Here is a 25,682-nt window from a genome sequence, read left to right on the forward strand (position 1 = left end):
AGTCGTAAAAATGGTTAGTAAATAGAAATAAGTAATATTTTATAGAGACTATTAAAATCGGGCCAGGTTTAGTTAAAAGAGCATTGAAGGTGTAAAATGCGACAATTTAGCCGTTCATAATATGCTGCCAGGTATCCATCATATTCTTAGATCCAATAAAGATCGACATCCTTTGATGGAGTTGGGCCGGTTTCAGCTCCAGCAAACGTTGTTTACCATTGGCCATGGCTACGCCCCCTGCCTTTTCCATGATAAAGGACATGGGATTACATTCGTAACAAAGACGGAGACGGCCGGACACATATTTACCGAAGGAAGGATACATGAAAATACCTCCCTGGATCAATGTACGGTGTATTTCGGCCACCATGCAGCCTACAAAACGATGACGGTAGATCCGGTCGTTTTCATTGCGGGCCATAAAATGATCGATCGACTTACGGATTTTCGCGTCGTAAAGGTGGTAATAACCCATGTTTACAGAGAAAATATCACTGTCTGGCGGGCATTTCAGGTTGGGGTGCGACAGGCAAAACTCTCCAATGGAAGGGTCTAGGGTGAAACCTTGCACGCTACGGCGCGTAGCATATACCATCATGGTAGAAGAGCCATAGATAATATAACCAGCGGCGATCTGGCGGGTACCGGGCTGCAGGAAATCTTCCAACCCACATTCTTCTCCTTCCAGTGTAAGCCGGCGGTACACGGAGAAGATAGTACCGATAGAAACATTCACATCAATATTACTGGAGCCATCGAGTGGGTCGAGCAACACGATGTATTTCGATTTTTTAGAATGATCGTCGCTGAAAGCAATAAAGTTTTCATTCTCTTCAGAGGCTACACCGCAACAATAAATACTGGTTTCCAGGGAGCTGATAAATTGTTCATTAGCAAATTCGTCCAGTTTCTTTACAGATTCGCCCTGTACATTGGTTCTCCCAACTTCTCCCAGAATATCAGCAATTCCGGCCTTATTTACTTCTACATTTACCCTTTTGGCTGCCAGCCCTATGTCGCGCAGCAAACCGGATAACTGGCCGGTTGCACCGGGATAATTCCGCAACTCCTGTATGGTGAACTCATCCAGGGTCATTACTTTTTGCTTAAGATTCATAACGTTAGGTTGTTAGAACGAATTTAAGGAATTGCGACTATTTTAATGGAACTGTCATTTATCTATAAACAGATTTTAAAACAATTCTAAACTTGCCTTACTTTGCCGAATAATTTTTTAATAGAAGACAAACTATCATATGAAGGTTTTCAAGTTTGGTGGCGCAAGTTTAGAAAGCGTTGAACGCATCCGGCAAGTGGCGCAGATTGTACAAGCATTTCCGGATGAAAAGCTGCTGATTGTGATTTCCGCTATGGCTAAAACTACCAATGAACTGGAGAAAGTAGCCGAAAACTTCTTTCTGCGCAAAAGGGAAATTGCTGCACAACTGCTTTATAACGTTGAGCAATCTCACCTCAATGTGGCCGAAGTCCTGCTGGGCAACCGGCAACATCCGGTATTCATCCAGCTGCAACAATTTTTCACAGAAGCAGAATGGACCCTGGGAGAAAAGCCAATGCGCCAATATGATTATTATTATGATCAACTGGTAGGCCTCGGTGAATTGTTGAGCACTGCTATTGTAAGCGCTTATTTTAATAGCATAGGCCTGGCAAATACCTGGCTGGATGTAAGGGATGTTTTCCGTACAGATGATAACTTCCGGGATGCTAATATCGACTGGGCTTACACCCAGCGGCAGGTAACCGAAAAAGTAGCTCCGCTGTTCGATACCCTCAATATTGTGATTACACAGGGCTTTATTGGCAGTACCGACCAGAATGAAAGCGTAACACTCGGCAGGGAAGGCAGCGACTACTCCGCCGCCGTTTTCGCCAATATGCTTGATGCAGAAAACCAAACCATCTGGAAAGATGTGGAAGGCCTGAAAAATGCCGATCCTAAGCTGTTTCCCAATACGGTGAACATACCTGAAATCAGCTATGGGGAAGTCATTGAAATGGCTTATTACGGTGCGCAGGTGATACACCCTAAAACCATCAAGCCACTGCAGAACAAACAGATTCCTTTGTTGGTAAAATGTTTCCTTGATAAGAACCTGCCAGGTACCGTTATCAAAGAAACCGCAGATGTAAAACGCCTGCCACCTATTATCGTATTGAAAAAAAACCAGGTATTACTGAACATTACTTCCAAAGATTATTCATTTATCACAGAAGATAAGATCAGCGATATTTATGAAATTTTTCATGGCCTGAAAGTAAAAATTAACCTGATGCAAAATGGAGCCATTAATTTTTCCTGCTGCATAGACAATAACCCGGAAAAAATAGAACTGCTGATAAAAACCCTACACCAGCAGTTTAAGATTGTATACAACGAAGGATTGGAACTGCTTACCGTACGTTATTATCAAACCGGACTGCTGGAGGAGCTCAGTAATGGCCATACAGTACTGTTAGAACAGCGCTCGCCCGCCACTATACAGCGGCTCTGGAAAAAATAAATTGCCCGGCAAAAATTCACGCCACCTTCGTGCAACTTTTTTTATACCCATCCGTCTTTAGAAAAAGCGTGGTATGAAAAAAGTTGCTTTCGTTTTATGTCTTTGTACCCTAGCCGCGATACTGGCATGTATAGAGAAAACAGCCGACCGGAGATCCGCTCCGGCCAGGAAGCCTTCTGAATTGCCTGTATATCTTATTACACTAGAAAAGTTCCAGGAAGAAGCTCCTATGCCCCTTTCTGCCCAATCATACGTGCATCAACCTGCACAGATACTTTTTAGAAAGATGAAAGACGCTATGAATCTGGTATTTTTCTTTACCAGGATAACTGTAGCAAACACGAACAGCAAATATATTTTGACCCACTAATCAATGCTTTAAGAATATTTAACGGAAATAGTAGTATGAGAAATTATATGGTAGCCCTGGGAATGCTTATTTGCTGTGTTCTGTCTGCGCATGCACAATCCAACTTCACCGGAAAAATAACTGTAACAATCACTGATAAAGCGGGAAAACCACTTCCTTTCACGGGTGTAATGCTCCGGAAAGCAAAAGATTCGTCCCTAGTAAAAGGAGAAATGAGTGCCGAAAATGGCAGCTGTACTTTCGATAAAATAGCGGCCGGCCATTATTACCTGCAAGCATCACAAATGGGCTATACCACTACCAATAGTGCTGCCTTCCTGTTGGATGCTGCCCATAAAACCGTTGCCCTGGGCACCCTGCAACTAACTGCGGTGGGTAAGCACCTGCAAACCGTGAATATTACGGCGCAAAAACCTCTGATAGAAAGCGCTGCAGGCAAAACCATGATGAACATAGAAAACAGTATGAGCGCCGCCGGTAATACCGCCCTCGACTTGCTGCGCCAGGCGCCGGGAGTGCAGGTAGACAATAACGAGAACGTAACCCTGAGAGGACAAAGCGTAACCGTTATGATAGATGGCAAACTCACCTACCTAAGCGGAGAGCAACTGACCAATCTCCTTAAAACTACGCCCGGAGAAAGCATTGCATCTATCGAAATACTGACCAGTCCTTCTGCTAAATATGATGCTGCAGGTAATGGTGGGATCATCAACATAAAAACAAAAAAAGGGAAAATGACAGGGATAAATGGTAGTATCAGCACCACCCTCACCCAAGCAAAATATGGCCGGTACGGCATTTCCGGTAACCTTAACTGGAGAACAGAAAAATTCAACCTCTTCGGCAATTTCGATCAGGGCAACTATCCCCGTCAGGTAGTCCGGCATTACAATAAACTATTCAGCGAAGATGATCACTCCACAGGTTTCCTGCAACAGGATATCTTCCAGCGGAACCGCTTCCAAAATAACTCCCTGAAAATGGGCATGGACTATTTCCTCAATGAGAAACATACCATTGGCGTACTGGCAAATGGCTTTAAAAATGCCTTTAACAATGCCATCTATAGTACTACACAACTTGGTCTGCAATATAAACCGGCCGACTCCATTGTGAATTCCCTGACTACCAACTACACTAAATTCGATAACATCGCCCTGAATGTGAACTACAAGGGTATCCTCGACACTGCCGGTGGACGTGAAATCAACTTTGATGCAGATTACGCGCAATTCAACAGCCACCGTTTCGTGCAGTTACACGACAGCCTTTATGACATCCAGACCCAGCAAAACAGGGACCCTAACAGCATCCAGACCACCGGATACACACAGCTGCTGATAAAAAGCCTGAAAGCAGACCTTTCCTGGCCCCTGAACAACCAGGCTAAACTGGAAGCCGGCGCCAAAGCCAGCTTTGTAAGCACTACCAATACATTGCAATTTGATTCCCTTTACCATGGGCAGTATGTACCGTCGCCCCAACTTAGCGACCGGTTCAATTACCGGGAAAATATTTACGCAGCTTATGCTAGCTATAAACAACTCTTCAACAAAACGGTGTTACAACTCGGACTAAGGGTAGAAAATACAACATCCAATGGCCAGTCTTTTACTACCGCTACCATTGTGAAAAGATCGTATACAGATTTCTTCCCCAATATAACCGCAGAACAAAAGCTGGATAACAGCAATAAAATCAGCCTGGCCGTGTCGCGCAGAATCGAAAGACCACAATATGACCAACTGAATCCTTTTATGTTTTACCTGGATAAATACACCTATTTCAAAGGAAATCCTTACCTGAAGCCGCAATACAGCAATATCGCAGAATTAGCCTATACTTTTAAGGATAAATATGTAGCCACCCTGCACTATAGCCAGATAAAGGGTCTGATAGAAGAATTTATTTTCCAGGACGACAATACCAAAGCCTCTATAAGCACACAACACAACTACGATAAAACAGCTGTTTACAGCATGCTGTTTACTTTACCCTTCCAGTTCACAAAGTGGTGGAGCAGCGACAACAGCGCCGATCTCTCTTATAACCAGTACCGTTTTGATGATCCTACTACGGGAGCACCTTATTCGAGGTATAATTTCAGCTATCATTTAAGCAGTACCAATACTATCACCCTTCCCTATGCCATGAAAGCTGAAATAATGGGATACTATAATTCACCGTTCATTTTCGGGATCTTCAAAGGTTATAACCGGTACAACCTGAACCTGGGCATGCAGAAGCTGTTCTGGAATAAAAGCCTGACCGTGAAATTAAGCTATAACAATATTCTCCGCAATGAAAGCTACCGTGGTTATGCAGATTATGGGGCCCTGCATCTGAATATTTATAACACGTGGCAATTCAGGACCGTTAACCTTTACTTTAATTACAAATTTGGAAGCAGCAGCATTAAAGCCGCGAGAGATAGGAAAACAGGCACCAGCGACGAACAAAACCGGGCAGGTTGAGCCGCCATTAATCAGGAGCGCCCTCCTGTGATATAGTGTTCCAGATTAGTAATGATATCACGTTGGTCGTCTATAATATACTTTACCACATCACCGATAGAAATCAGGCCAATTAACCTTTGCTGTGCATCAACCACCGGAAGGTGCCGGATTCTTTTATCGGTCATCAATTCCATACACTGTTCTATCGTATTGTCTTCGGTAACAGTAATAGGATGCTCGGTCATGATCTCGCGGATCAGGGTTTCTTTGGAAACTCTTCCTTTTAGAATTACCCGGCGGGCATAATCCCGTTCCGATAAAATGCCCAGAAATTGACCATTGGTATCTACCACGGTTAGGGCACCCACGTTTTTGTCTACCAGCATTTCCAACGCTTCAAAAACGGTACTGTCGGGATTAATGGAATAAACCACGTGTCCCTTCGTTTGAAGGATGTTACGTACGTTTCCCATGATGAGATGTTTAGATAGTAAATAATGAAAAACCACCATTCCTAAGTTAACATTTTTCATTGTTAAAATCAAGACAGCGCAGCGTAAGATATTTGTGTATTAAGCACACAAAGATCTTGCGCCGCAATGCCAGCGGCTGCTATAACCGAACCGGTCCTTTCATTGTTACTATCATCAACTACCATTACCCTGCTCCTGTTAATGATTGTTAATGAAACAGGAAAATAAGCGCCAGGGCGGTTATATTTGTTAAGTATGAAGATATCTGTGAAAAGATTAGGACAATTGGCCATTCCTGCATCAGCAGCCGCCTTGCTGTTCCAGTTGTACTGGCTGCGGCAAACATATGTAACAGAACAACAAAGGTTTCACACTACTGTTACCGAAAGCCTGCAACAAGCTTATGATGCCACTATGGCCAAGACGCTGGGGATAGGGATGCAGGTACAAATGCCCGACAAGGTTACCTACATGATGCCTTCCATCCGCTTAGCTGATATGCAGGAAAACAAGCATGAAACGGCCGTCAAATCGGAAGCCCGCGACAGTTTACTCCGTAAACTCGCAGCAATTGGCGATAAGGATAGCAACAAGCAGGCAAGGCTTACCATCCCCAATATTGAATATCCAAAACTAGAAAGACTGATGCTCTCCATGCTGTCTTCTTTCGGGGTACAGATGGTGAATATGGACACCCTCCGCCAGATATACCGGCACCAGCTGCAGCTCCAAAACATTGCCCTCCCCTTTACCTTGTACCACGACAGCGCCCTGATCTCCGTACAGGATAATCCACACCTGCTGCTCATACATCCCGCCATGAATGAGCATACCAATACCATTGGAGTGATATTCCAACATGAAGTTCCCTTTCTCCTGCGGAAAATATTGCCGGCCATCATCGTTTCCTTATTCATCGCCCTGTTGATTACAGGCTGCATCTGGATACTATGGCGCACCATCATCCGCCAGCAAAAACTGGAGCAGATGAAACAGGATTTTATCAGTCATGTTACCCATGAACTGAAAACACCGGTCGCGATTTTACAAGCCACCAACGAAGCCCTCCTTACTTTTGGCGGCGTGCAGAACGCAGACATGACCGCACGTTACCTTCGTTTAAACAAACAAGAGCTTGATAAGCTACAAGGGCTTATAGAGCAAATCATGAATATTACCCGCTACGAACAACAGGTAGCAGACCTCCATATTGAACCTTTGCCAGTAGCCCAGTCCTTACAACACATTATAGCGCGTTTCAGCTACCAAGAAGCCGTTAATATTACGTTAGACAACCAATCCCTCCAACCCACCATTAAAACGGATAAACAGGCCTTTGAAATCATTTTCAGCAATCTGCTGGACAATGCCATTAAATACAACGATAAAGCAACAAAGGAGATCCAGGTAACAGTAAAAGACAGTAAATCCGGGATGCTGTTTACCGTAACAGACAATGGCGACGGCATAGCTAAAAGCCACCTGCCTTTTATATTCGATAAGTTTTACCGGGTAACCAACGGGGATACACAAAACACCAATGGATACGGACTGGGGCTCAGCCATGTAAAAGCCCTAACAAACCGGCTAGGGGCCAGCATTAGCGTTACCAGCATACCAGGCGCCGGTACTACCTTCACCCTTTTATTTCCTGCATATGTCAAAGATTAAATTACTATTGGTAGAAGATGAGCCCACGCTGGCAGCAATCGTAAAAGAAACGCTGGAACTGAACGGCTTCCAGATACACCATGCCCTCAACGGGCAACTGGGCTGGGAAGCTTACCTGTCTTTCCGTCCGCATGCCTGCGTAGTAGATGTTATGATGCCTAAAAAAGATGGTATTTCCCTGGTAAAAGACATCCGTAACATAGACGAACAAACACCGATCATATTCCTCACTGCCAAAAGTGAGAACAGTGATGTGATCAAAGGATTGCAAACCGGCGCCGACGATTATATCAAAAAGCCGTTCAGCATGGAAGAACTGATCCTGCGCATCAGAGCATTGCTGAAACGCACGAAGGGCGCCGCCGCTCCTACAGCAGAGAAAGGCGTATTCCGGCTGGGTCAATACCTGTTTGACCATAACCGGCAAGAATTGAAACATGAAAAAGAAACCATCCGCCTTTCCCAACGGGAAGCGGATATATTAAAAATGCTGGCCGAACATCCCAATGTAACCACCCACCGCAAAAGTATGTTGCTGGAGATCTGGGGAGACGACAGCTTTTTCAATGCCCGCAATATGGATGTATATATCAGCCGGATCAGGAAATACCTGCAACACGACGAAAGCGTACAACTGATCAATGTAAGAGGACTGGGCTACAAGCTCATATTCAGCTGATCTTCCGCATTAACAATCATTCACACTATACTAAGGTTCGTTAACCCAGTTTCATACCCTGCTCCATTAATTTCGTATCATTCAATTTACACGAGATGATACGTACCTTACTAATCTGCTTAATACTACTACTCACTGGTTTCTGCAAGCTCTCTGCGCAATCTACCCAACAGCTGAATGAAGTAGTTGTAAAAGGAAAAGCCAGCCTCCGTGCCAAAGGAGACACACTGGAATATGATGCCAGTAAGTATAAAACCAAAGAGAATGCCGTAGTGGGCGATCTGCTGCAAAAGTTGCCCGGCGTGCGGGTAGACCGTAACGGCAACATCATTGCACAAGGTGAAACCGTACAAAAAATACTGGTGGATGGAAAAGAGTTCTTCGGTAATGATCCCGCCATCGCTACTCGCAACCTGACAGCTGATATGGTAGACAAAATACAAGTGCTGGACAGGGTCAGTGATCAAACCGCATTTACCGGCGTTGATGATGGCAACCGGGTAAAAACTATCAACATTATTACTAAAAAAGATATGAAAAAAGGTTACTTCGGTAACGTATCAGCCGGCGCTGGCGCAAGCAACAAATATGAAGCGGGTACCAATATCAACAGCTTTTCCGGCGACCAGCAATTGTCTTTTTTATACAAAGCCAATAACGTTAATAAATCCGGATTCAGCGGAGCCGAGCTGATGCACCTGGCCACCAGCAACCCAGAGATGTTCAGCCAGCTACCGGATTACGCCACTGCCGAACTCCTGAAAATGAAAGGCGTGCAGAGCATAGGCGCCGACCCGGCTACCATAGCGCAATTAACCAATCCTATAGGCCTCAATAATATGCAATACGGTGGCCTCAACTACAACAACAACCTGGGGCATCAAATCGAGCTGCATGGCAGTTATTTCTTTAACCGCTCCACCACTACCAATCAATACGATTACCACCGGTATTACCAACTGCCGGATTCTTCCTGGCAACAACAGGAAAATGGGAACACCAAAGCCACCAATGTGAATCACCGTTTTAATTTCAGCCTGGACGTGCCTTTCAATGCCAATAACCGGCTCAAAATTTCCCCCTCCCTGTTCATACTGCAATCTAATGATGCCAATCAGCGTACTTATACTGCCATGAACAACAACCAGGACTACCTGTTAAATAACGGGGACCAGTCCCGGCAAATGAGCCTGCAGAGCTGGCAGGGTGGTACAGATATCCTCTTCCAGCATAAATTCCCGCAAAAAGGCCATACCCTTTCTGCCACCATCAGCCCATCCTGGATGAGTACACATAACAATACCCTTAACATTGCACACAACAATATTTACAATATCAAAAATCCAGAAGCCGATAGCGTAAACCAGCAGCTGAAAGGCGATAACCGCAGTTTCTCTATCAATAACAATATCGCCTATACCGTACCATTATCTACTACCCATACCCTGTTATTGAGCGAAACGCTTTACTATGCCAATGCGCACAATGAGCAAAACGCCCTTAACTTCAACTACAACGCTCACGGTTATACGATTAATGATCCGGCCTACAACGACAACCTCACCTCCAGCATCCTCAAATCCATCCCGGACATTGCGGTGGCTGCAAAATATAAACACCTTACCTACAACGTTGGCCTTGGTTGGCAAACCACCTCGCAGCAAGGCTCTTCTGCCCTCAAAGGCTACGAGATCGACCACCATTACCAGGCCCTGCTGCCCCACTTTAATGCGCGGTACCAGTTTTCTGCAGCTAATAAGCTTACGCTGGATTATAAAACAACCGTGCTATTGCCTTCCGTGGCACAATTGCAGCCCCTGCCCGACCTCAGTAACCCACTGGATATCCGCCAGGGCAATCCAGACCTGCAACCGGCCATACGCCATTCTTTGCAGGCCAATTGGGTTTTCAGCAACGCCAGCACCGGTAATTACACCCATATCTCTTTCGGTAGCAACATTACCGATCATCAGTTTACACCCTACACCGTTACCGACAGCAGTACCGGCAAACAATTGACCCATCCGGTAAATACTAACGGTAACCTCAATACGAATTTATCTTTCGAGCATTTTATCCGCACCAACGAAGACGGAGCAGGGCTCTCCCTGGGAATGGACTTATCGCACAATAATTATCCTTCCTGGTTTAATGGCATCCGGCAGCAGAATACACAAAACAGCATTGGGCCGGACATTACCTATAACTTTTACCCATTGAGTAACCTCAACCTGAGCGCTCACATCAATCCGGCCTATAATACCAACAGCGCTTCCCATCAATCTTACTGGTGGCTCAACTACGATGTTTCCGCTGTAGCTACGCTACCTTGGAATATGCAGGCCGAAAGTGAATTAACCTGCTACACCAGCAGCGGCCTGAGTAAAGATTATAATACTACCAATATATTATGGAATGCATCCCTCACCAAAAATGTCGGACGGAACTTCTCACTAAAAGCAACGGCAACGGATATACTGGGCCAAAATAAAAGCATCCGCCGCCTGGTACGGGAAGGTTATACAGAAGACCAACGCAACAATGTACTGGGACAATACTTTATGGTAGGTTTCACCTATAACCTTCGTGCTAACAAGAAAAAATAATACTTCATACTAAAAAATATCTCATATGCAATTCATGAAAAAAACACTCACCTTAGCGTCTATTTTGCTCATCGCCGGCCTAACAGCCAGCGCCCAGGACAAATCAGCAGGAAGAATAAAATACCTGGTAACGATGAACCTGCACCTGAGCCTGAAACCAGAACAACAGCAATTTAAAGACCTGATCCCGGAAACAGCTACCCAGGAAGCCGTACTTTTATATAAAGGGCAGCGGTTTAAAACCTGGCTTACTACGGATACCATCAAGAATGACGATAACAGCGGGTCATCCACCGCTATCCACATTAATTCCGGCAACGGAGAATTCCTATACGCGGATGTAGATAAAGGCCTGCAATGGTCCAAGAAAAACGGCAAATTCAAAGAATCGCCTTTAGATGTCAAAAAAGACCGTATTGTTCCGGCAGACGGAACAAAGCAAATCCTCGGATTTGAATGCCATAAATTGCTCTCTATTGCCGACAAAAAAGACACTACTATAGTTTGGTATACTAACGAGTTGCCACTAAAAGCAGGATCTATTTTTAATGTATTAACCGATAAAGGCGTTGTACTGGAAGTGGAGCACAAAAAAATAAGTTACGTAGCTACAGAGATCAGCTACGAGCCCGTGAAGGAAGAAGAGGTGACGCCAGCCGGCCATTAGCCGCCAGCCTTTTATAAGCTGCCAGCGACTAATGGCTGGTAGCTTATAAAAGGCTGGTAGCTCCTTTCACTGGTGCCGGAACGGCCTGGTGCAAGTCGAATACTACAATTTCATTGATACCTTGTTTCAGCCAGGGGGCCGGGCAATACAGCCGGTGCTGTGGCCCTATTTCCCAATAACGGCCCAGGTTATGCCCGTTTACCCATACTATCCCTTTTTTCCAGGCAGACATATCAATATAAGTATCACCGGGTTTATCCAGTTGAAAAGTACCTTTAAAGAACTGTCCGGGCTTATCGGCATTAGCTGAAGAAGCGGTGAGCCCTTCCACAAATTTTTCATTCATGGGCAGGGAATACACTTCCCAATTCATGAGTGTCATACCTTCCAGCACTACACGATCTGTAATTCCCTTCCTGTCGATAAGTGCATCAGCGAAATTAATACGGCCCATACCTTCCACGAGTATTTCAAGTACCGGATTTTTAACGTCGCTATGAGGCAATTCTATCGTATGCTCTCCCAGGCGCCGGTCTATTTTCCCTATATATTTCCCATTGAGAAATACCGTAGCGTAATCGTGCAGGTCTTTAATAGTGAGCTTTCCATTCTTATGTCCTATTAGCGTGGTTTTATATAGCATAAAGCCATAATCCTGGCCATAGGCTTCAAATGACATAGGCTGGGGAGAATGTACCGGCTGTGGAAGATGGTCCCATACCGCCGTAAAAGGCGTCATATTAAATGCAGGTATACCAATCGCAGGTATAGGTGCGGGAATTGCCGGGAGTTTTTTTCCCTTAGGTAAATAAGCTCCGATCAATTGCCGCAGCGCCATATATTTAGGTGTTGCATTTCCCTGTTCGTTGATGGGCGCATCATAATCATAGCTGGTTATATCTGGTTCATAGCCTCCTTTGCCACCGGAATTGGCGCCGGCAGTAAAGCCGAAGTTAGTACCTCCGTGAATCACATACAGGTTAAAAGAACGTTTGGTGTCCATCAGGAATTTTACTTCCCTGGAAATGCCATCAATGCCTGGGCGTTGCCATTGCTCGCCCCAGTGGGTAAGCCACCCCGGATAAGACTCGCTACTGAAAGCAGGTACATTGGGGTTTTGTTTGGCAGCGGCAGCAAAGTCAGCTTCCGAACTACCGGAATCTAGCCCGATAGCAGCACCTTCTACGCTGCCGGCCTCCAGCATAAACGCCGTTGGGCCATCTGCGGTGTAAAAGGGAATATCAATACCACTCTTTACCCATAAGTCTTTCAGGGCATACAAATACTCCTTGTCATTACCATAGCTGCCATACTCATTCTCTATCTGCATCATGAGCACCGGGCCGCCATGGGTAACCAGCAAGGGTTTTACTTCTGCAGCAAGATGGGTAATATAACTGCTCACTGCCTGCATATAACGGGGATCCATACACCGTACTTTTATATCAGGCATTTGCAGCAGGTAGGAAGGCAAGCCTCCAAATTCCCACTCTGCACATACATAAGGACCAGGGCGCAATAATACCCACATGCCTTCCTCTTGCGCTATCCGTATAAATTCAGCAATATTATGATTGCCTGTCTTAAAATTGAATTGGCCCTTCACCGGCTCCTGGTAGTTCCAAAATACATACGCTGCAATAGTATTGCAGCCCATTGCTTTGGCCATTTGTATACGATGACGCCAATATTCATGTGGGATACGGGCAGGATGCATTTCACCGCTGATCATCTGGAAAGGCTTACCATCCAGCAGGAACTCCGTTTTACTCAGTGCAAAAGAATGCTTGTTTTGCGCCATGGCTACAGGCCCCATCCAACAAGACAATGCGAGCATGCCGCTCAGGAATACTTTTTTCATTGTTCAAAAAGTTGCAAATAAGCGTACAAAATACATCAAAAAAAACAATTAGCTGCCAGCAGCTGGCAGCTAATATAAACATTTGTAGCCCAGGCTACCTACATCAGATATTTCCCTTCTTCAATTCACTCACCGCATGGTTGCAGGCCCTTGCTGTAAGTGCCATATAGGTAATAGAAGGGTTTACGCAAGAAGAAGAAGTCATACAGGCGCCATCAGTTACAAATACGTTTTTTGCAGCATGTACCTGGTTAAAACCGTTCAGCACGGAAGTTTTGGGGTCTTTACCCATACGCGCAGTACCCATTTCGTGAATACAATGACCAGGAGGCGGGGCGTCATCATAACCGTGTACATTTTTGAGTCCTGCTGCTTCCAGCATTTCAATGGCGCTGGCCTGCATATCTTTGCGCATGGCCATTTCATTTTCCTTAAACTCGCAATCAATATCCAGCGTGGGCAGGCCGTATTTATCTTTTTTATCTTTATTAAGCGATACTTTGTTGTCGAAATAAGGCAGGTGCTCTCCCCAGGAGCCAATACCCATGCTCCATTTGCCGGGTATCCCCTGTGCTTCTTTCAGCTGTATCCCAATACCTTCCCAACTATTGCCCCGGCCTCTGCCGGCGCCGCCCTGGTAACCAAAGCCGCGTACATATCCTTGCTGCCTGGTTTTTTCATTGGTGTTACGGAAGCGGGGAATATAAATGCCATTCGGGCGGCGGCCACTGTTATAATACTGGTCTTCAAACCCATCAAAATCCCCGCCGGCACCTACACCGTAATGGTGATCCATCAGGTTATGGCCCAATTGTCCGCTGTCGTTGCCCAAACCATTGGGGAACCGGTCAGACACGGAGTTGAGCATAATCCAGCTGGTGCCCAGGGTAGAAGCATTCAGGAAAATAATATTGGCATAATATTCTACTGTTTGCAAAGTATGAGCATCCATTACCCTTACGCCGGTGGCCTTGCTTTTATCTTTGTCATACAATACTTCCAATACAATAGAATCGGGGCGAAGGGTCATGTTGCCGGTAGCCGCGGCGGCTGGCAAAGTAACGCCGTTACTGCTAAAATACCCTGTGAACGGGCATCCGCGTGCGCAAAGGTTTCTATACTGACATGGACCTCGGTCTTTGAGACCTTTGGTTAAATGTGCTACACGACCAATGGTAATGATACGGTCCTGGTATTGTTCCTTTACCCGGGCGGCCACATGTTTTTCGAGGCAGTTCATTTCCATGGGAGGCAGAAAGGCGCCATCCGGCAATTGGGGCAGCCCTTCAGCTTGTCCGCTTACGCCAATATATTTTTCTACATATTCGTACCAGGGAGCAATGTCTTTATAACGAACAGGCCAATCTACGCCGTGCCCGTCTTTAGCATTGGCTTCAAAATCCAGGTCGCTCCAGCGGTATACCTGCCGGCCCCACATAAGAGAGCGGCCGCCTACGTGATAGCCGCGCAACCAGTTAAAAGGTTTGATTTCGTTATAGGGATTTTCCTTATCGTTTACCCAATACTGTTGGGTAGCTTCGTCGAATGCGTAGCAGCGGCTTTGGATAGGATGATTCTCCCGCATAGCGTTAGTCGTTTGCAGGTGGTGATCAAATTCCCAGGGGGCTTTCATCGCAGTCGTATAGTCCTTGATATGCTCTACATTACGGCCCCTTTCCAGTACCAGTGTTTTCAACCCTTTCTCACACAATTCTTTAGCAGCCCAGCCGCCGCTGATACCGGAACCTACTACAATGGCATCATAGCTATTTTCCTTGTTGGCTTTTATATTGAGGTTCATAACTTTCTTTATAACAGGGATGCCGGAACAGGAGCCCCTGTTCCGGCATCCCTATATATTTAACAATGGTTTAGATATTTCCTTTTTTCATTTCTTTCACCGCATAATCTACTGCACGCGCGGTAAGTGCCATGTAAGTCAGCGATGGGTTTACGCAAGAAGTAGAAGTCATGCAGGAACCATCCGTAACAAACACGTTTTTCACGGCATGCATCTGATTAAAGCCGTTGAGCATCGATGTTTTAGGATCGCGGCCCATACGTGCCGTACCCATTTCGTGTATGGCCATACCGGGATAGGAACCGTTATCGTATGTTTTCACGTTTTTGATGCCGGCGGCTTCCAGCATTTCTGCCGCATCGTTCATCATGTCTACGCGCATCTTTTTCTCGTTTTCCTTGAACTCTGCATCGAATTTCAGTACTGGCTGTCCCCATGCATCTTTCACAGAATTATCGAGGGTAACGCGGTTCTCTTCATAAGGAAGGCATTCCCCGAATCCGCCCAGCCCCATAGTCCATTGACCAGGTTCAGAGAGCATATCTTTAAAATCCTTACCTACGCCCATTTCAGCAATACCGCGGTTCCATCCGGAGCGGCTCGCGCCTCCCTGGTAACCGAATCCGCGGAGATAGTCCCGTTTGTCGTTGCCAATGTTACGATAGCGTGGCACATAAATACCATTGGCACGGCGGCCGAAATAGTATTTATCGTCATACCCTTCTGCAATACCGGAAGCGCCTGTACGGAAATGGTGATCCATCAGGTATTTACCCAGTACGCCGCTATCATTCCCCAATCCATTCGGGAAACGGGAAGAAACAGAGTTCATCATCACAAAAGTAGAGCCTAGCGTAGAACCATTGATAAAAATGATCTTTGCATAATATTCTATTTCTTCTTTGGTGTGTTTATCGATCACCTTTACACCGGTAGCCCTGCCCTTCTTCTCATCATAGATTACGGAATTAACGATCGAATCCGGACGGAGGGTAAGGTTGCCGGTAGCCATAGCGGCTGGCAAAGTAGAGGATTGTGTGCTGAAATAAGCGCCAAATGGGCATCCGCGGCTACAGAGATTGCGGTATTGGCATTTTTCGCGGCCTGGTAATGGCTGGGTAATATTGGCTACACGACCTATAGTAATAATGCGGCCTTTAAATTTATCTTCTACACTTTTCTTCACCTCTTTTTCTACACAGTTCATTTCCATGGCTGGCATAAACTGGCCATCCGGCAGTTGAGGCAAACCTTCACGGGTACCGCTGATACCGGCGAATTTCTCTACGTAATCGTACCAGGGCGCAATCTCTTTATAACGGATAGGCCAGTCTACCGCAATACCATCTTTCAGGTTGGCTTCAAAATCAATATCACTGAGGCGGTAAGACTGGCGGCCCCACATGATGGACTTCCCTCCTACGATATCCGGGCGGTACCAGTCGAAACGCTTTACTTCATTATACGGACTTTGGGAATCGTTGATCCAATATTTTTCGTTGTGTTCACTATAAGGGTAGTCGCGGCTTAATTTAGGATGGGTTTCGCGTTGTTCTACTGTTATGCGGCCGCGGTGCGGGAATTCCCAGGGATCTTTAGTAGCTGTTTCGTAGTCTTTAACGTGTTCGAGCTGTTTACCCCGATCGAGCATTAATACTTTCAATCCTTTCTCGGTGAGCTCTTTAGCTGCCCAACCGCCACTTACGCCAGAGCCAATTACAATTGCGTCATAAGTGTTCTGGTCCTGTGCTTTTATATTCAGGTTCATGTAACATTGGAATTAAGATGAGCATTAGCCAACAACTGTTAGCGCTTATTAGTCGGCAATCCGTTATACTGCCCAGGCTTTTTCTCCTTTAGTATAAGGAATGCAACCTTCGTATTTACCGGGTACGGGCACATAGCGCAGGGCTTTGGTAGCTCCTGGCTCTGACGTAAAGTAACCCAGGAGGGTTAATTCTTTCAGGTACTGGAAATAATGGGTAGGGTCGCCTTCTTTTTTATCTTTACGCTTGTTATAATCTACACGTTCCTGCTCAATTTGTGTGAGTAGTTGGGTACGTTGTTCCGGCGTAATATCCATAAAGCCTTTTTTAAATTGCTTTTCGCTGGCGTTGTTGATCTTTGTTAACCCGTCCAGGAAATATTGCTGGTCTTCTTTCTTGTAGCAATCGTTCATCATTACAACGATGAAGTCTTCTACTTTGGCATCTTTGGCGCCGGGAGTACTAGTTCTGGGAAGGATGGTTTCCGCTATTTCGGCCAGTAACGTTTTCGTTTCAGGCTTATGTAGTTCATAGTTTTTCGGAGCGGAACTGGTACAGCTTTCTAAAGCTGACAACGTGGAAGCGGAAATGGCGGTACCCAACAAAATCGCCACATTCCTGATTGCGTCTCTTCTGTGCATAAATAGTAAATTGATTTGACCGTTGAACAAGTTGAAAAAAATAATCCTAAAATCCAAATTAAATGTATCACCGTTCAAAAAGCGCAAATCGTTGGTCATAAAGGCATTAAAGCGAATGGCAAAAACGGTGTCCGTTTTTGCCATTCGCTTTAATATTATTCTTTAATGATATCTTACAATAACAGGGGATTACATGACATATTTCCCTTTATCGTCTACCAATACTACTGGCAGGCGATGGTGTTTCTCAAAATAGTCATAAGCGCTTCTCAGCTCTGCCCAAAACTGCTTGGATGAGTTATCGGTGAGGGAGAAGGTGCCGAGGTAGTTCATAGAACCGGGGTTCCCAAATTTTACAGGGAACACATGTACCGGAATAAAATCCTGACCAGCATTTTTAGCATTTACCGCCAGGATATATACTTCGTCGATAAACTCATCCGTGAGAGGAATACAGCCAACGGTGATACAATTGCCATGGATATAGATCTCACCACCTGGATTTTTAGGATCGCTCAGGATGCGGTCTGAAAAATTCGGGTAATTGATGCCCAATGAGAGGTGATAGTTACTGTTAGGATTAAAATCGTTGATATAATAGAAGCCTTCCGGCACTTGCCTGTCACCTTCTTTGCGTTTAGGTCCCATTTTCCCGGAAAGTGTACATACCCGGTATGATTTAAATAACCTAAAAGTATCTGCGGCGTTATTTTTTACCCATATCTCCATTTCGCTATCGAGCTTAAAGGAACGGACAAAAATATACTTTGCAGGATAGGTAAGTCCTTTCTTTTCAAATTCTTTTTTCAGCTGCTCTTCCTTTTCACGGTAAGCCTCCCCTACTTTAGGGAACATTTTCTGGTTTTCCAGGAAAGACTGCTGAGCAGATAAGCTGCCTGCACCTAACAACATCAGGACAATTACAACAAGTCGTTTCATATACAATTCAACAAAAATTTTAATATTCACACCAGGTTTATATAAGCAAGAAAAAATAATAGGAGTGCAAAAACAAAATAGATGATCATCCCTACTTTCCGGTTCGCCATCTTCAATATATAATGTTTATGCCCCTGATAGATCAATATTGCCGTAAAAGCCTGGAATATCCCCCCTAACAGAAACAATATGCCGAACAATGTTTGCACCCTCATAGAAAACAGAACAATTATTTTAATGTTGCAAAGTTAAGTGATTATTACATTACTGTAGCTTAATCCATTCCAGTTTCACAACATCGGCTGTCATTCCTGAGTTAAAAGTGGCCTTTACGGGGTATTTACCGGCATTGTAGGCATAGGTATAGGTATTGGTGATCACCTGGGAGGTATTGGTAGCGCTAATGGCCTCTGTAAGCACATTATGGCCGGAGAGGTTAGCGGCGCCTCCTTCCAGCAGCGCAAACAACTCTGGTTGCTGTTGACGGGGATTCTGCTTATTATCGTAGGTGTAAGTGACAGAAGAGGTATATACGCATTTGGAATAGCCAGGCTGCTTGCCGTAAGTATCCATTTGAGTGATATTACCTTCATTATCCCAGGTAAATTGCTGATAACCGTTGTTTTCCCACACTTTTTTAGCGGCATTCCTGCCAAATTGATAGCGTGTGGTCATTTTTCCGGCAGCATCGTATGCCAACGAGTCATAAGCATACTCCTGATTGTCCCGGTAATAGGTGATAGTAGCTACCTGGTTGTCGTTGTAGGTAAAAGTCTGGTACAGGTCGCCAGTAGTAGCATTGGCATCGTCTGAAAGCAGGCTCTTCACAAGGCGGCCGTTTTCATATACGGGCAACTGCACCACATGGTAGGTTTCCTGACCAGATTTTTGCTGCTGTACAATTTTCCGGATCGTTTTATCGGCATTGTATTCCAGCACAGTTTGGCCGGTAGCAGAAACGATTTTATGCAACCAGGTCTGGGAAGTAGCAACAGCTCTCATAGCGCTGTCTGCTGGCTGGCATGCAGCCAGCGTTGCCGGTGCAGTTGGGCGGAAAGCCGTAAACATGGTGAACGATGACAATAAAGAAGCATAGATCACCCCTTGGGTAATTGATTTTTTGCGCATAGGTTATGAAAAGATTAATTTTTTAAAATGCTATCTAAAAAAATATAAAGTCGGCTAATTCAAACAAAATCTGCAATACATACGGGCATTTCAAAACAACAGATTTAAATTACTACATATTTACATATTAGCAAAATATTTTATTTTATGTAATAGAAATAATTAAAAGTAACGCTGGCAGCCGGCAAGCGAGCAGAGCAACAGTGTTTTAGTAGCCAGCTGGTAAACTTTCTCTGACCGGACAGGTTGCTAATGGAAAGTAAGCTAAATTAATGAAAGCTGGCAGGGGGTAGGCGCTAAAACAATACCACTGTCAATTTTAAAAATCAACAGTGGTATTGATACATATAATAGCCCTAAAATACCTAATCAGTGCAATTGTTGCGATCAGCCATATTTAATAGCTGAGCTTACAAATTACCTCTCAACGCCTGTTCCCTTTCGATAGACTCAAACAGGGCCTTGAAATTGCCTTTACCGAAAGACTGGGCGCCTTTCCGTTGGATAATTTCAAAAAACACAGTAGGCCTGTCCTGGATAGGCTTGGTGAAGATCTGGAGCAAATACCCTTCATCATCCCGGTCTACCAGAATGCCTAATTCCTGTAACGGGCGGATTTCTTCATCAATCTTACCAACGCGGTCCAGTACGGTTTCGTAGTAAGATGACGGCACTTTCAGGAACTCTACGCCCCTGCGTTGCAGATCGGACACCGTTTTGATAATATCGTTGGTAGCAATGGCAACATGCTGTACACCGGGGCCACCGTAGAAGTCGAGGTACTCTTCGATCTGGGATTTCTTCTTACCTTCTGCCGGCTCATTGATAGGGAATTTCACCCGTCCGTTGCCGTTGCTCATCACTTTACTCATGAGGGCAGAATATTCTGTAGAAATATCATTATCATCGAAAGAAATCAGGTTTTTGAAGCCCATTACCCGCTCATAAAATGATACCCAGGTATTCATTTCATTCCAACCTACGTTGCCTACGCAATGGTCTACGTACAACAAACCAGCATCCGTGGGATTATAATTGGTTTTCCATTCTTTATAACCAGGGAGGAAAGGACCGTTGTAATTTTTACGTTCAATAAATAAGTGCACCGTATCGCCATAGGTATGAATACCGCTGCGCACTACCACTCCCAATTCATCCTTTTCTACCGTAGGCTCCATATAGGGCACTCCACCGCGTTTTACAGTTTCCTCAAAGGCAGAGCGGGCATCGTCTACCCACAGGGCCAGTACTTTTACGCCATCGCCGTGCTTGGCTACATGGCGGGCAATTTCAGTATCAGGCAACAGGGAGGTAGTGAGCACAAAACGGAGTTTGTTTTGCTCCAATACATAGGAAACCCTATCCCTTACACCGGTTTCTGGTCCGGCATAAGCTACCGACTGAAAGCCGAAAGCGGTTTTGTAATAGTGGGCAGCCTGTTTGGCGTTGCCTACGTAAAACTCAACATAATCAGTACCGTTGAGCGGTAAGAAATCTTGCTGTCCGGTTAGATTACCTTCATTCATGATTGCAGTATCCATAACATTCAATTGTTTAGTTTTATAAGGTGGTTGGTTTTAAATTTTTTATTTGCCATTATTCTGCCCAGCTCATCACATAATTGCCGTCTTCTATCTCGAGTGCTTCGGCAGTTATTTGCAAGGGATGGAAAGTATCTACCATCACAGCCAGTTCTTTTGTTTCTTTTGCCCCTATGCTTTTTTCCACGGCGCCGGGGTGCGGCCCATGGGGAATACCTGCCGGGTGCAGGGTGATCATTCCCCGCTCTACCTTTTTACGGCTCATAAAGTCGCCATCTACATAATACAATACCTCATCGCTGTCGATATTGCTATGGTTATAAGGCGCTGGAATAGACAGCGGATGATAATCGAATAAGCGGGGACAGAAGGAGCAAACCACGAAGTTGTTTCCTTCAAAAGTCTGGTGAACGGGAGGCGGCTGATGCACCCTTCCGGTGATAGGCTCAAAATCGTGGATGGAAAAAGCGAATGGGTACTCGCATCCATCCCATCCTACCACATCAAAGGGGTGGTGTTTATAATGGATCGGATAAACGATTCCTTTCTTTTTGATGCGGATCAGGAAATCCCCTTCCTCGTCAATCGTTTCCAGATTCCGGGGCTGCCGGATATCCCTTTCGCAATAAGGCGAATGCTCCAGCAATTGGCCATATTTGCTCAGGTATCTCTTTGGATAACGAATAGGGCTAAACGATTCCACAATAAAAAGCCGGTTGTCTTCTGTATTGAAATGGATCTGGTAAATGGTACCACGTGGTATCACCAGATAATCTCCGTAGCCGAACTCCAGCTGGCCATATTGGGTTTTGAGCACACCGCTACCTTCATGTACAAAGAGCATTTCATCTGCATCCGCATTTTTGTAGAAATATCCTTCCATACTTTTACGGGGAGCTGCCAGCACAATGTGCAGGTCGGCATTTACCAGTACGGCCTTGCGGCTCAGCAGAAAATCGTCTTCGGGTTTTATTTTGAAACCGAGGAAGCTGCGGTGTTTCAGCATTTTTTCCTCCGCCACCTTAGGCGCTACTGCATAAGGCTCATCCACCTTTACTATTTCTGTAGGAGGATGACAGTGATATAACAGGGTAGAATTAGATGAGAATCCTTCCGTAGAAAATAACTGTTCCGAATACAGCCCGCCATCCGGTTTCCTGAATTGGGTATGGCGCTTATGCGGTATTGCTCCGAGTTGATGATAATGTGGCATAACAGATGTTATTTAAGAACAGATCGTTTGGGTATATGTCGTAAAATGAGTGAATCACCGAGAATGCCGTGCTTATGATTCCATCCACAAACAATATCAAATCCTGCTTACGTAACATGCCTGTAAAATGGTAACGAAAAAACGATACAATTATACAGGAACAGTAACGGAAGGCTATTCACAAAGTTCGGAATATAAACACGAAGAATGGCCGGTAGCGGCTGTTGGGGAAGGTTTATGCCAATATCGAATCCATGGCGAGTGTAGCCATGAGGAAGTAGTAGTTTGACTGACTATTGCTTGTATATTTCAATGAAATGGACAAGTGGCAAATGTTTAGGCATCTAAGGTAAGGATATATTCTTACAAATACCAAAACCCCGGAGCTATTTATAAATCGTACTGGCTTGCATATCACCTGGTAGTATACGCTTGTTCTTTTTTATAGGATCAGCCAGCACAAAAATATATTTGTCATATAAAAGTCACAAAAATAATGTTTTTAAACAGCCGATATAGTTCAACCAATCAATAAAATTGTCCAATAAAGACAAAAAAGACAACAATTATCGCAATAAATCAAAAAAACAAGGCGAATAATGTCATTTATTAAAACTTTTCTAAAAAAACTCACTGCACTTTTATTTACCAGTGTAATTATGGACTTTTGTTACATAATCGTCATATTTAAAATAGTGATACCGTTTTATACATATCAATTCCCTGTAACTCCAGCCTCCCGGCCGGATGATGCGGTTGCGATGACGACAACGTCCACTGTTATTATTACCACCCCACTGCGGGGTTAAATTTCACATATTATCCAGCGACCACAAGGGTGGTATATAACCGGGAAAGGCCCGGAGTTTTCTACGTATAAATTATTCATATGCAAGTATTAAAATTCGGCGGCACTTCTGTTGGAAGCGCCAAAGCAATAGAACAGGTTTGTTACATCCTCCAACACTATAAACCTGCCGGACAATATGCCATCGTAGTATCTGCATTGGGCGGAATAACAGATAAGCTTATACGCTGCGGTCAACTTGCAGAGCAAGGCGATGAAGCCTACAAAAACGTATTACAGGAAATCGAAGCCAGGCATCTCGATACTATCCGCGAGCTGTTCCCCATTACTGCCCAAAGTGGGCAGATCAGCCAGCTAAAGAAAAAACTAAACCTGCTCGAAAACCTTTGCGACGGTATCTTCCAGGTAGCGGAACTGAGTCTCCGTACCCTGGATAAGATCATGAGCTTCGGTGAACTGATGTCGTATGTAATTGTAGCCGAGAAACTCAGGCAACAAGGGCTTTCCTGTATTTGTAAAGATAGCCGCGAACTGATCGTAACAGATAACCACTTCGGCAATGCCGCCGTTAATTTTGTAGCCACCAACCATCATATTAACCGCTTCTTTGCCCAACAAAGCGCCGACTACGTAGTATTGCCCGGCTTTGTAGCGGCCACCCCCGAAGGCGAAACAACCACTCTGGGCCGCGGCGGCTCCGATTATACTGCCGCTATTGTAGCCGCTGCCGTAAATGCCACTGCACTGGACATTTGGACAGACGTAAGCGGCATGATGACCGCCGACCCACGCATGGTATCGCAAGCCATCCCCATCTCCCATATCTCCTATGTGGAAGCCATGGAACTCTCGCACTTTGGCGCCAAAGTAATTTACCCACCCACTATCCAGCCAGTAATGAACAAACGCATTCCCATCTGGATCAAAAATACCTTTGCACCGGAAGACCATGGCACCCTCATACAAGACAATGCCGTTCGCAGCTTTCCGGTAACCGGCATATCCGGCATACAACACATCACCTTGCTTACCCTGGAAGGCAGCGGCATGGTAGGCATACCCGGATTCTCCAAACGCCTTTTCGAATCATTGTTACGGGAACGGATCAACGTTATTCTCATTACCCAAAGCTCTTCCGAGCACTCTATCACCGCAGGCATACACGAAACAGATATGCTGAAAGCCAAAACGGCGGTAGACAGCGAGTTTGCACAGGAAATAGCAGAAAAACGCATACATCCCCTGCTGGTAGAGAAAGACCTCTGCATTGTAGCCGTAGTAGGCGACAATATGAAAAACCATCATGGCACCAGCGGTAAACTGTTTGGTACCCTAGGCCGCAACGGCATTAACGTAAGAGCAATTGCACAGGGCTCTACCGAAAAAAACATCTCCGCTGTCATCAATAAAGCAGACATACGGAAAGCCCTCAACGTAATGCATGAAACCTTCTTTCAAACGCCGCTTAAACAAGTGAACCTCTTTATTGCAGGCGTGGGCAACGTGGGCAGCAAACTGCTGGAACAACTGCAACAACAACAACATTACCTGCAAAATGAACTCGGCCTGCAAATACGGGTGATTGGCCTGGCTAACAGTAAACATACTTTACTGGATGATACCGGCATCCCGCTGAACAACTGGCGCGGGCTACTGGAGCAGGGCTCCGCCCTGTGTGCAGCAGATTTTGTACAACAGATCAAATCCCTGAACCTGCGCAACAGCGTATTTGTAGATAACACCGCCAGCGAAGACATCGCTGCCACCTACCACGAATTCCTGCAACATGGCATCTCGGTAGTCACCTGCAATAAAATTGCCTGCTCTTCCGACTATGCATACTATAAACAGCTAAAAGACCTGGCCCGGAAATACAACGCATCCTTCTTGTTTGAAACCAATGTAGGCGCAGGCTTACCCGTGATCAACACGCTCAATGACCTGATCAGAAGCGGTGATAAGATCCACCGCATTGAAGCAGTGCTTTCGGGTAGCCTTAACTTCGTATTCAATCACTTTGTAAACGATGCCAGCTTCCGCAACGTAGTAAAAGCCGCCCAGGATGAAGGCTATACCGAACCCGATCCACGTATAGACCTCAGCGGAAAAGACGTAATGCGGAAGATATTGATACTGGCCCGGGAAAGTGGCACCGCCATGGAGATGGAAGAAATCACTAACCACTCCTTCCTGCCGGAAGCTTGCCTGCAGGCACCCTCTGTACCTGCCTTCTATGAAGCACTGGATACCCATGCGGCCCACTTCCGCCACTTGCGGGAAGCCGCCGACGCAGCCGGCAAGCGATTGAAGTTTGTAGCCAGTTACATAGATGGCAAAGCCGCTGTAGGCTTGCAAAGCGTAGCCCCCCACCACCCGTTCTACCAACTGGAGGGCAAGGATAATATTGTGTTGTATACCACCAACCGGTATAAAGACCAACCGCTGATCGTTAAAGGCGCAGGGGCCGGTGCAGACGTTACCGCATCCGGCATATTTGCCGATATTATACGTACCGCCAGGTAAACTTTATCAGA

General features: G+C 45.3%; 18 protein-coding genes. 8 read left to right on the top strand and 10 right to left on the bottom strand.

The genetic code is table 11. The features are described 5' to 3' along the window. Positions 1–106: 106 nt before the first annotated feature. Positions 107–1,117 carry a class 1 fructose-bisphosphatase gene (gene fbp, locus ACDQ55_RS13665; protein WP_420981958.1) on the bottom strand — a complete coding sequence of 337 codons (1,011 nt, stop codon included), beginning with the start codon at positions 1,115–1,117 and terminating at the stop codon, positions 107–109. Between the two features lie 139 nt (positions 1,118–1,256). Between fbp and ACDQ55_RS13670 the strand changes: the two genes are divergently transcribed. From ACDQ55_RS13670 to ACDQ55_RS13680, 3 genes are all read left to right on the top strand, one after another. Continuing rightward, positions 1,257–2,525 carry an aspartate kinase gene (locus ACDQ55_RS13670; protein WP_420981959.1) on the top strand — a complete coding sequence of 423 codons (1,269 nt, stop codon included), beginning with the start codon at positions 1,257–1,259 and terminating at the stop codon, positions 2,523–2,525. Between the two features lie 73 nt (positions 2,526–2,598). Beyond that, positions 2,599–2,895, top strand: coding sequence for a hypothetical protein (locus ACDQ55_RS13675; protein WP_420981960.1), 297 nt, complete (start codon positions 2,599–2,601; stop codon positions 2,893–2,895). A gap of 35 nt (positions 2,896–2,930) precedes the next feature. Next, entirely contained in the window at positions 2,931–5,372 is a 2,442-nt protein-coding gene (locus tag ACDQ55_RS13680) for an outer membrane beta-barrel protein (RefSeq protein ID WP_420981961.1), read from the top strand. Between the two features lie 11 nt (positions 5,373–5,383). On the opposite strand, the gene ACDQ55_RS13685 is transcribed toward ACDQ55_RS13680, so the two are convergent. Continuing rightward, positions 5,384–5,827 carry a CBS domain-containing protein gene (locus tag ACDQ55_RS13685; protein ID WP_420981962.1) on the bottom strand — a complete coding sequence of 148 codons (444 nt, stop codon included), beginning with the start codon at positions 5,825–5,827 and terminating at the stop codon, positions 5,384–5,386. Positions 5,828–6,082: 255 nt separating this feature from the next. Between ACDQ55_RS13685 and ACDQ55_RS13690 the strand changes: the two genes are divergently transcribed. The 4 genes from ACDQ55_RS13690 to ACDQ55_RS13705 all read left to right on the top strand — a co-directional run bounded on the left by ACDQ55_RS13690 (position 6,083) and on the right by ACDQ55_RS13705 (position 11,450). Then, positions 6,083–7,498, top strand: a complete 1,416-nt coding sequence (locus ACDQ55_RS13690; RefSeq protein ID WP_420981963.1) for a sensor histidine kinase — start codon at positions 6,083–6,085, stop codon at positions 7,496–7,498. Next, positions 7,485–8,177, top strand: a complete 693-nt coding sequence (locus tag ACDQ55_RS13695) for a response regulator transcription factor (protein ID WP_420981964.1) — start codon at positions 7,485–7,487, stop codon at positions 8,175–8,177. The genes ACDQ55_RS13690 and ACDQ55_RS13695 overlap by 14 nt, the downstream gene beginning before the upstream one ends. Positions 8,178–8,272: 95 nt before the next feature. Continuing rightward, positions 8,273–10,783, top strand: coding sequence for an outer membrane beta-barrel protein (locus ACDQ55_RS13700; RefSeq protein WP_420981965.1), 2,511 nt, complete (start codon positions 8,273–8,275; stop codon positions 10,781–10,783). A 25-nt stretch (positions 10,784–10,808) separates the two neighbouring features. Then, positions 10,809–11,450: a hypothetical protein gene (locus tag ACDQ55_RS13705; RefSeq protein WP_420981966.1), complete on the top strand. Its 642-nt coding sequence runs from the start codon at positions 10,809–10,811 to the stop codon at positions 11,448–11,450. 43 nt (positions 11,451–11,493) lie between these two features. On the opposite strand, the gene ACDQ55_RS13710 is transcribed toward ACDQ55_RS13705, so the two are convergent. The 8 genes from ACDQ55_RS13710 to ACDQ55_RS13745 form a co-directional block, all read right to left on the bottom strand. Beyond that, the gene (locus ACDQ55_RS13710; RefSeq protein ID WP_420981967.1) at positions 11,494–13,311 is read right to left on the bottom strand and encodes a glycoside hydrolase family 35 protein; all 1,818 of its coding nucleotides are present in this window, start codon (positions 13,309–13,311) and stop codon (positions 11,494–11,496) included. 103 nt (positions 13,312–13,414) lie between these two features. After that, a complete protein-coding gene (locus ACDQ55_RS13715) occupies positions 13,415–15,112 on the bottom strand; it encodes a GMC oxidoreductase (protein ID WP_420981968.1) in 1,698 nt (565 codons plus the stop codon). A 70-nt stretch (positions 15,113–15,182) separates the two neighbouring features. Next, positions 15,183–16,880, bottom strand: coding sequence for a GMC oxidoreductase (locus tag ACDQ55_RS13720; RefSeq protein ID WP_420981969.1), 1,698 nt, complete (start codon positions 16,878–16,880; stop codon positions 15,183–15,185). 63 nt (positions 16,881–16,943) lie between these two features. Beyond that, positions 16,944–17,519: a gluconate 2-dehydrogenase subunit 3 family protein gene (locus ACDQ55_RS13725; RefSeq protein WP_420981970.1), complete on the bottom strand. Its 576-nt coding sequence runs from the start codon at positions 17,517–17,519 to the stop codon at positions 16,944–16,946. Between the two features lie 189 nt (positions 17,520–17,708). Further along, positions 17,709–18,458 (bottom strand): L,D-transpeptidase family protein, encoded by a 750-nt coding sequence (locus ACDQ55_RS13730; RefSeq protein WP_420981971.1) that lies wholly within the window; start codon positions 18,456–18,458, stop codon positions 17,709–17,711. A 264-nt stretch (positions 18,459–18,722) separates the two neighbouring features. Beyond that, positions 18,723–19,586: a hypothetical protein gene (locus tag ACDQ55_RS13735; RefSeq protein ID WP_420981972.1), complete on the bottom strand. Its 864-nt coding sequence runs from the start codon at positions 19,584–19,586 to the stop codon at positions 18,723–18,725. A gap of 410 nt (positions 19,587–19,996) precedes the next feature. Beyond that, entirely contained in the window at positions 19,997–21,127 is a 1,131-nt protein-coding gene (gene hppD, locus ACDQ55_RS13740; protein ID WP_420981973.1) for a 4-hydroxyphenylpyruvate dioxygenase, read from the bottom strand. A gap of 55 nt (positions 21,128–21,182) precedes the next feature. After that, the gene (locus tag ACDQ55_RS13745; protein WP_420981974.1) at positions 21,183–22,340 is read right to left on the bottom strand and encodes a homogentisate 1,2-dioxygenase; all 1,158 of its coding nucleotides are present in this window, start codon (positions 22,338–22,340) and stop codon (positions 21,183–21,185) included. Between the two features lie 889 nt (positions 22,341–23,229). Here ACDQ55_RS13745 and thrA point away from each other — a divergent pair. Further along, positions 23,230–25,671 carry a bifunctional aspartate kinase/homoserine dehydrogenase I gene (gene thrA, locus ACDQ55_RS13750; protein ID WP_420981975.1) on the top strand — a complete coding sequence of 814 codons (2,442 nt, stop codon included), beginning with the start codon at positions 23,230–23,232 and terminating at the stop codon, positions 25,669–25,671. Positions 25,672–25,682: the final 11 nt, after the last annotated feature.

Source organism: Chitinophaga sp. 30R24 (genome assembly GCF_049056765.1).
Lineage (GTDB): Bacteria > Bacteroidota > Bacteroidia > Chitinophagales > Chitinophagaceae > Chitinophaga.

What these genes read in the sequence shown, in the direction of transcription:
- ACDQ55_RS13720 (WP_420981969.1), bottom strand. Translation starts at nt 16,880, where the DNA reads ATGAACCTGAATATAAAAGCACAGGACCAGAACACTTATGACGCAATT.
- hppD (WP_420981973.1), bottom strand. Translation starts at nt 21,127, where the DNA reads ATGGATACTGCAATCATGAATGAAGGTAATCTAACCGGACAGCAAGAT.
- ACDQ55_RS13670 (WP_420981959.1), top strand. Translation starts at nt 1,257, where the DNA reads ATGAAGGTTTTCAAGTTTGGTGGCGCAAGTTTAGAAAGCGTTGAACGC.
- ACDQ55_RS13715 (WP_420981968.1), bottom strand. Translation starts at nt 15,112, where the DNA reads ATGAACCTCAATATAAAAGCCAACAAGGAAAATAGCTATGATGCCATT.
- ACDQ55_RS13745 (WP_420981974.1), bottom strand. Translation starts at nt 22,340, where the DNA reads ATGCCACATTATCATCAACTCGGAGCAATACCGCATAAGCGCCATACC.
- ACDQ55_RS13685 (WP_420981962.1), bottom strand. Translation starts at nt 5,827, where the DNA reads ATGGGAAACGTACGTAACATCCTTCAAACGAAGGGACACGTGGTTTAT.
- ACDQ55_RS13735 (WP_420981972.1), bottom strand. Translation starts at nt 19,586, where the DNA reads ATGCGCAAAAAATCAATTACCCAAGGGGTGATCTATGCTTCTTTATTG.
- ACDQ55_RS13680 (WP_420981961.1), top strand. Translation starts at nt 2,931, where the DNA reads ATGAGAAATTATATGGTAGCCCTGGGAATGCTTATTTGCTGTGTTCTG.
- ACDQ55_RS13725 (WP_420981970.1), bottom strand. Translation starts at nt 17,519, where the DNA reads ATGCACAGAAGAGACGCAATCAGGAATGTGGCGATTTTGTTGGGTACC.
- fbp (WP_420981958.1), bottom strand. Translation starts at nt 1,117, where the DNA reads ATGAATCTTAAGCAAAAAGTAATGACCCTGGATGAGTTCACCATACAG.
- ACDQ55_RS13690 (WP_420981963.1), top strand. Translation starts at nt 6,083, where the DNA reads ATGAAGATATCTGTGAAAAGATTAGGACAATTGGCCATTCCTGCATCA.
- ACDQ55_RS13705 (WP_420981966.1), top strand. Translation starts at nt 10,809, where the DNA reads ATGCAATTCATGAAAAAAACACTCACCTTAGCGTCTATTTTGCTCATC.
- thrA (WP_420981975.1), top strand. Translation starts at nt 23,230, where the DNA reads ATGCAAGTATTAAAATTCGGCGGCACTTCTGTTGGAAGCGCCAAAGCA.
- ACDQ55_RS13700 (WP_420981965.1), top strand. Translation starts at nt 8,273, where the DNA reads ATGATACGTACCTTACTAATCTGCTTAATACTACTACTCACTGGTTTC.
- ACDQ55_RS13730 (WP_420981971.1), bottom strand. Translation starts at nt 18,458, where the DNA reads ATGAAACGACTTGTTGTAATTGTCCTGATGTTGTTAGGTGCAGGCAGC.
- ACDQ55_RS13710 (WP_420981967.1), bottom strand. Translation starts at nt 13,311, where the DNA reads ATGAAAAAAGTATTCCTGAGCGGCATGCTCGCATTGTCTTGTTGGATG.
- ACDQ55_RS13675 (WP_420981960.1), top strand. Translation starts at nt 2,599, where the DNA reads ATGAAAAAAGTTGCTTTCGTTTTATGTCTTTGTACCCTAGCCGCGATA.
- ACDQ55_RS13695 (WP_420981964.1), top strand. Translation starts at nt 7,485, where the DNA reads ATGTCAAAGATTAAATTACTATTGGTAGAAGATGAGCCCACGCTGGCA.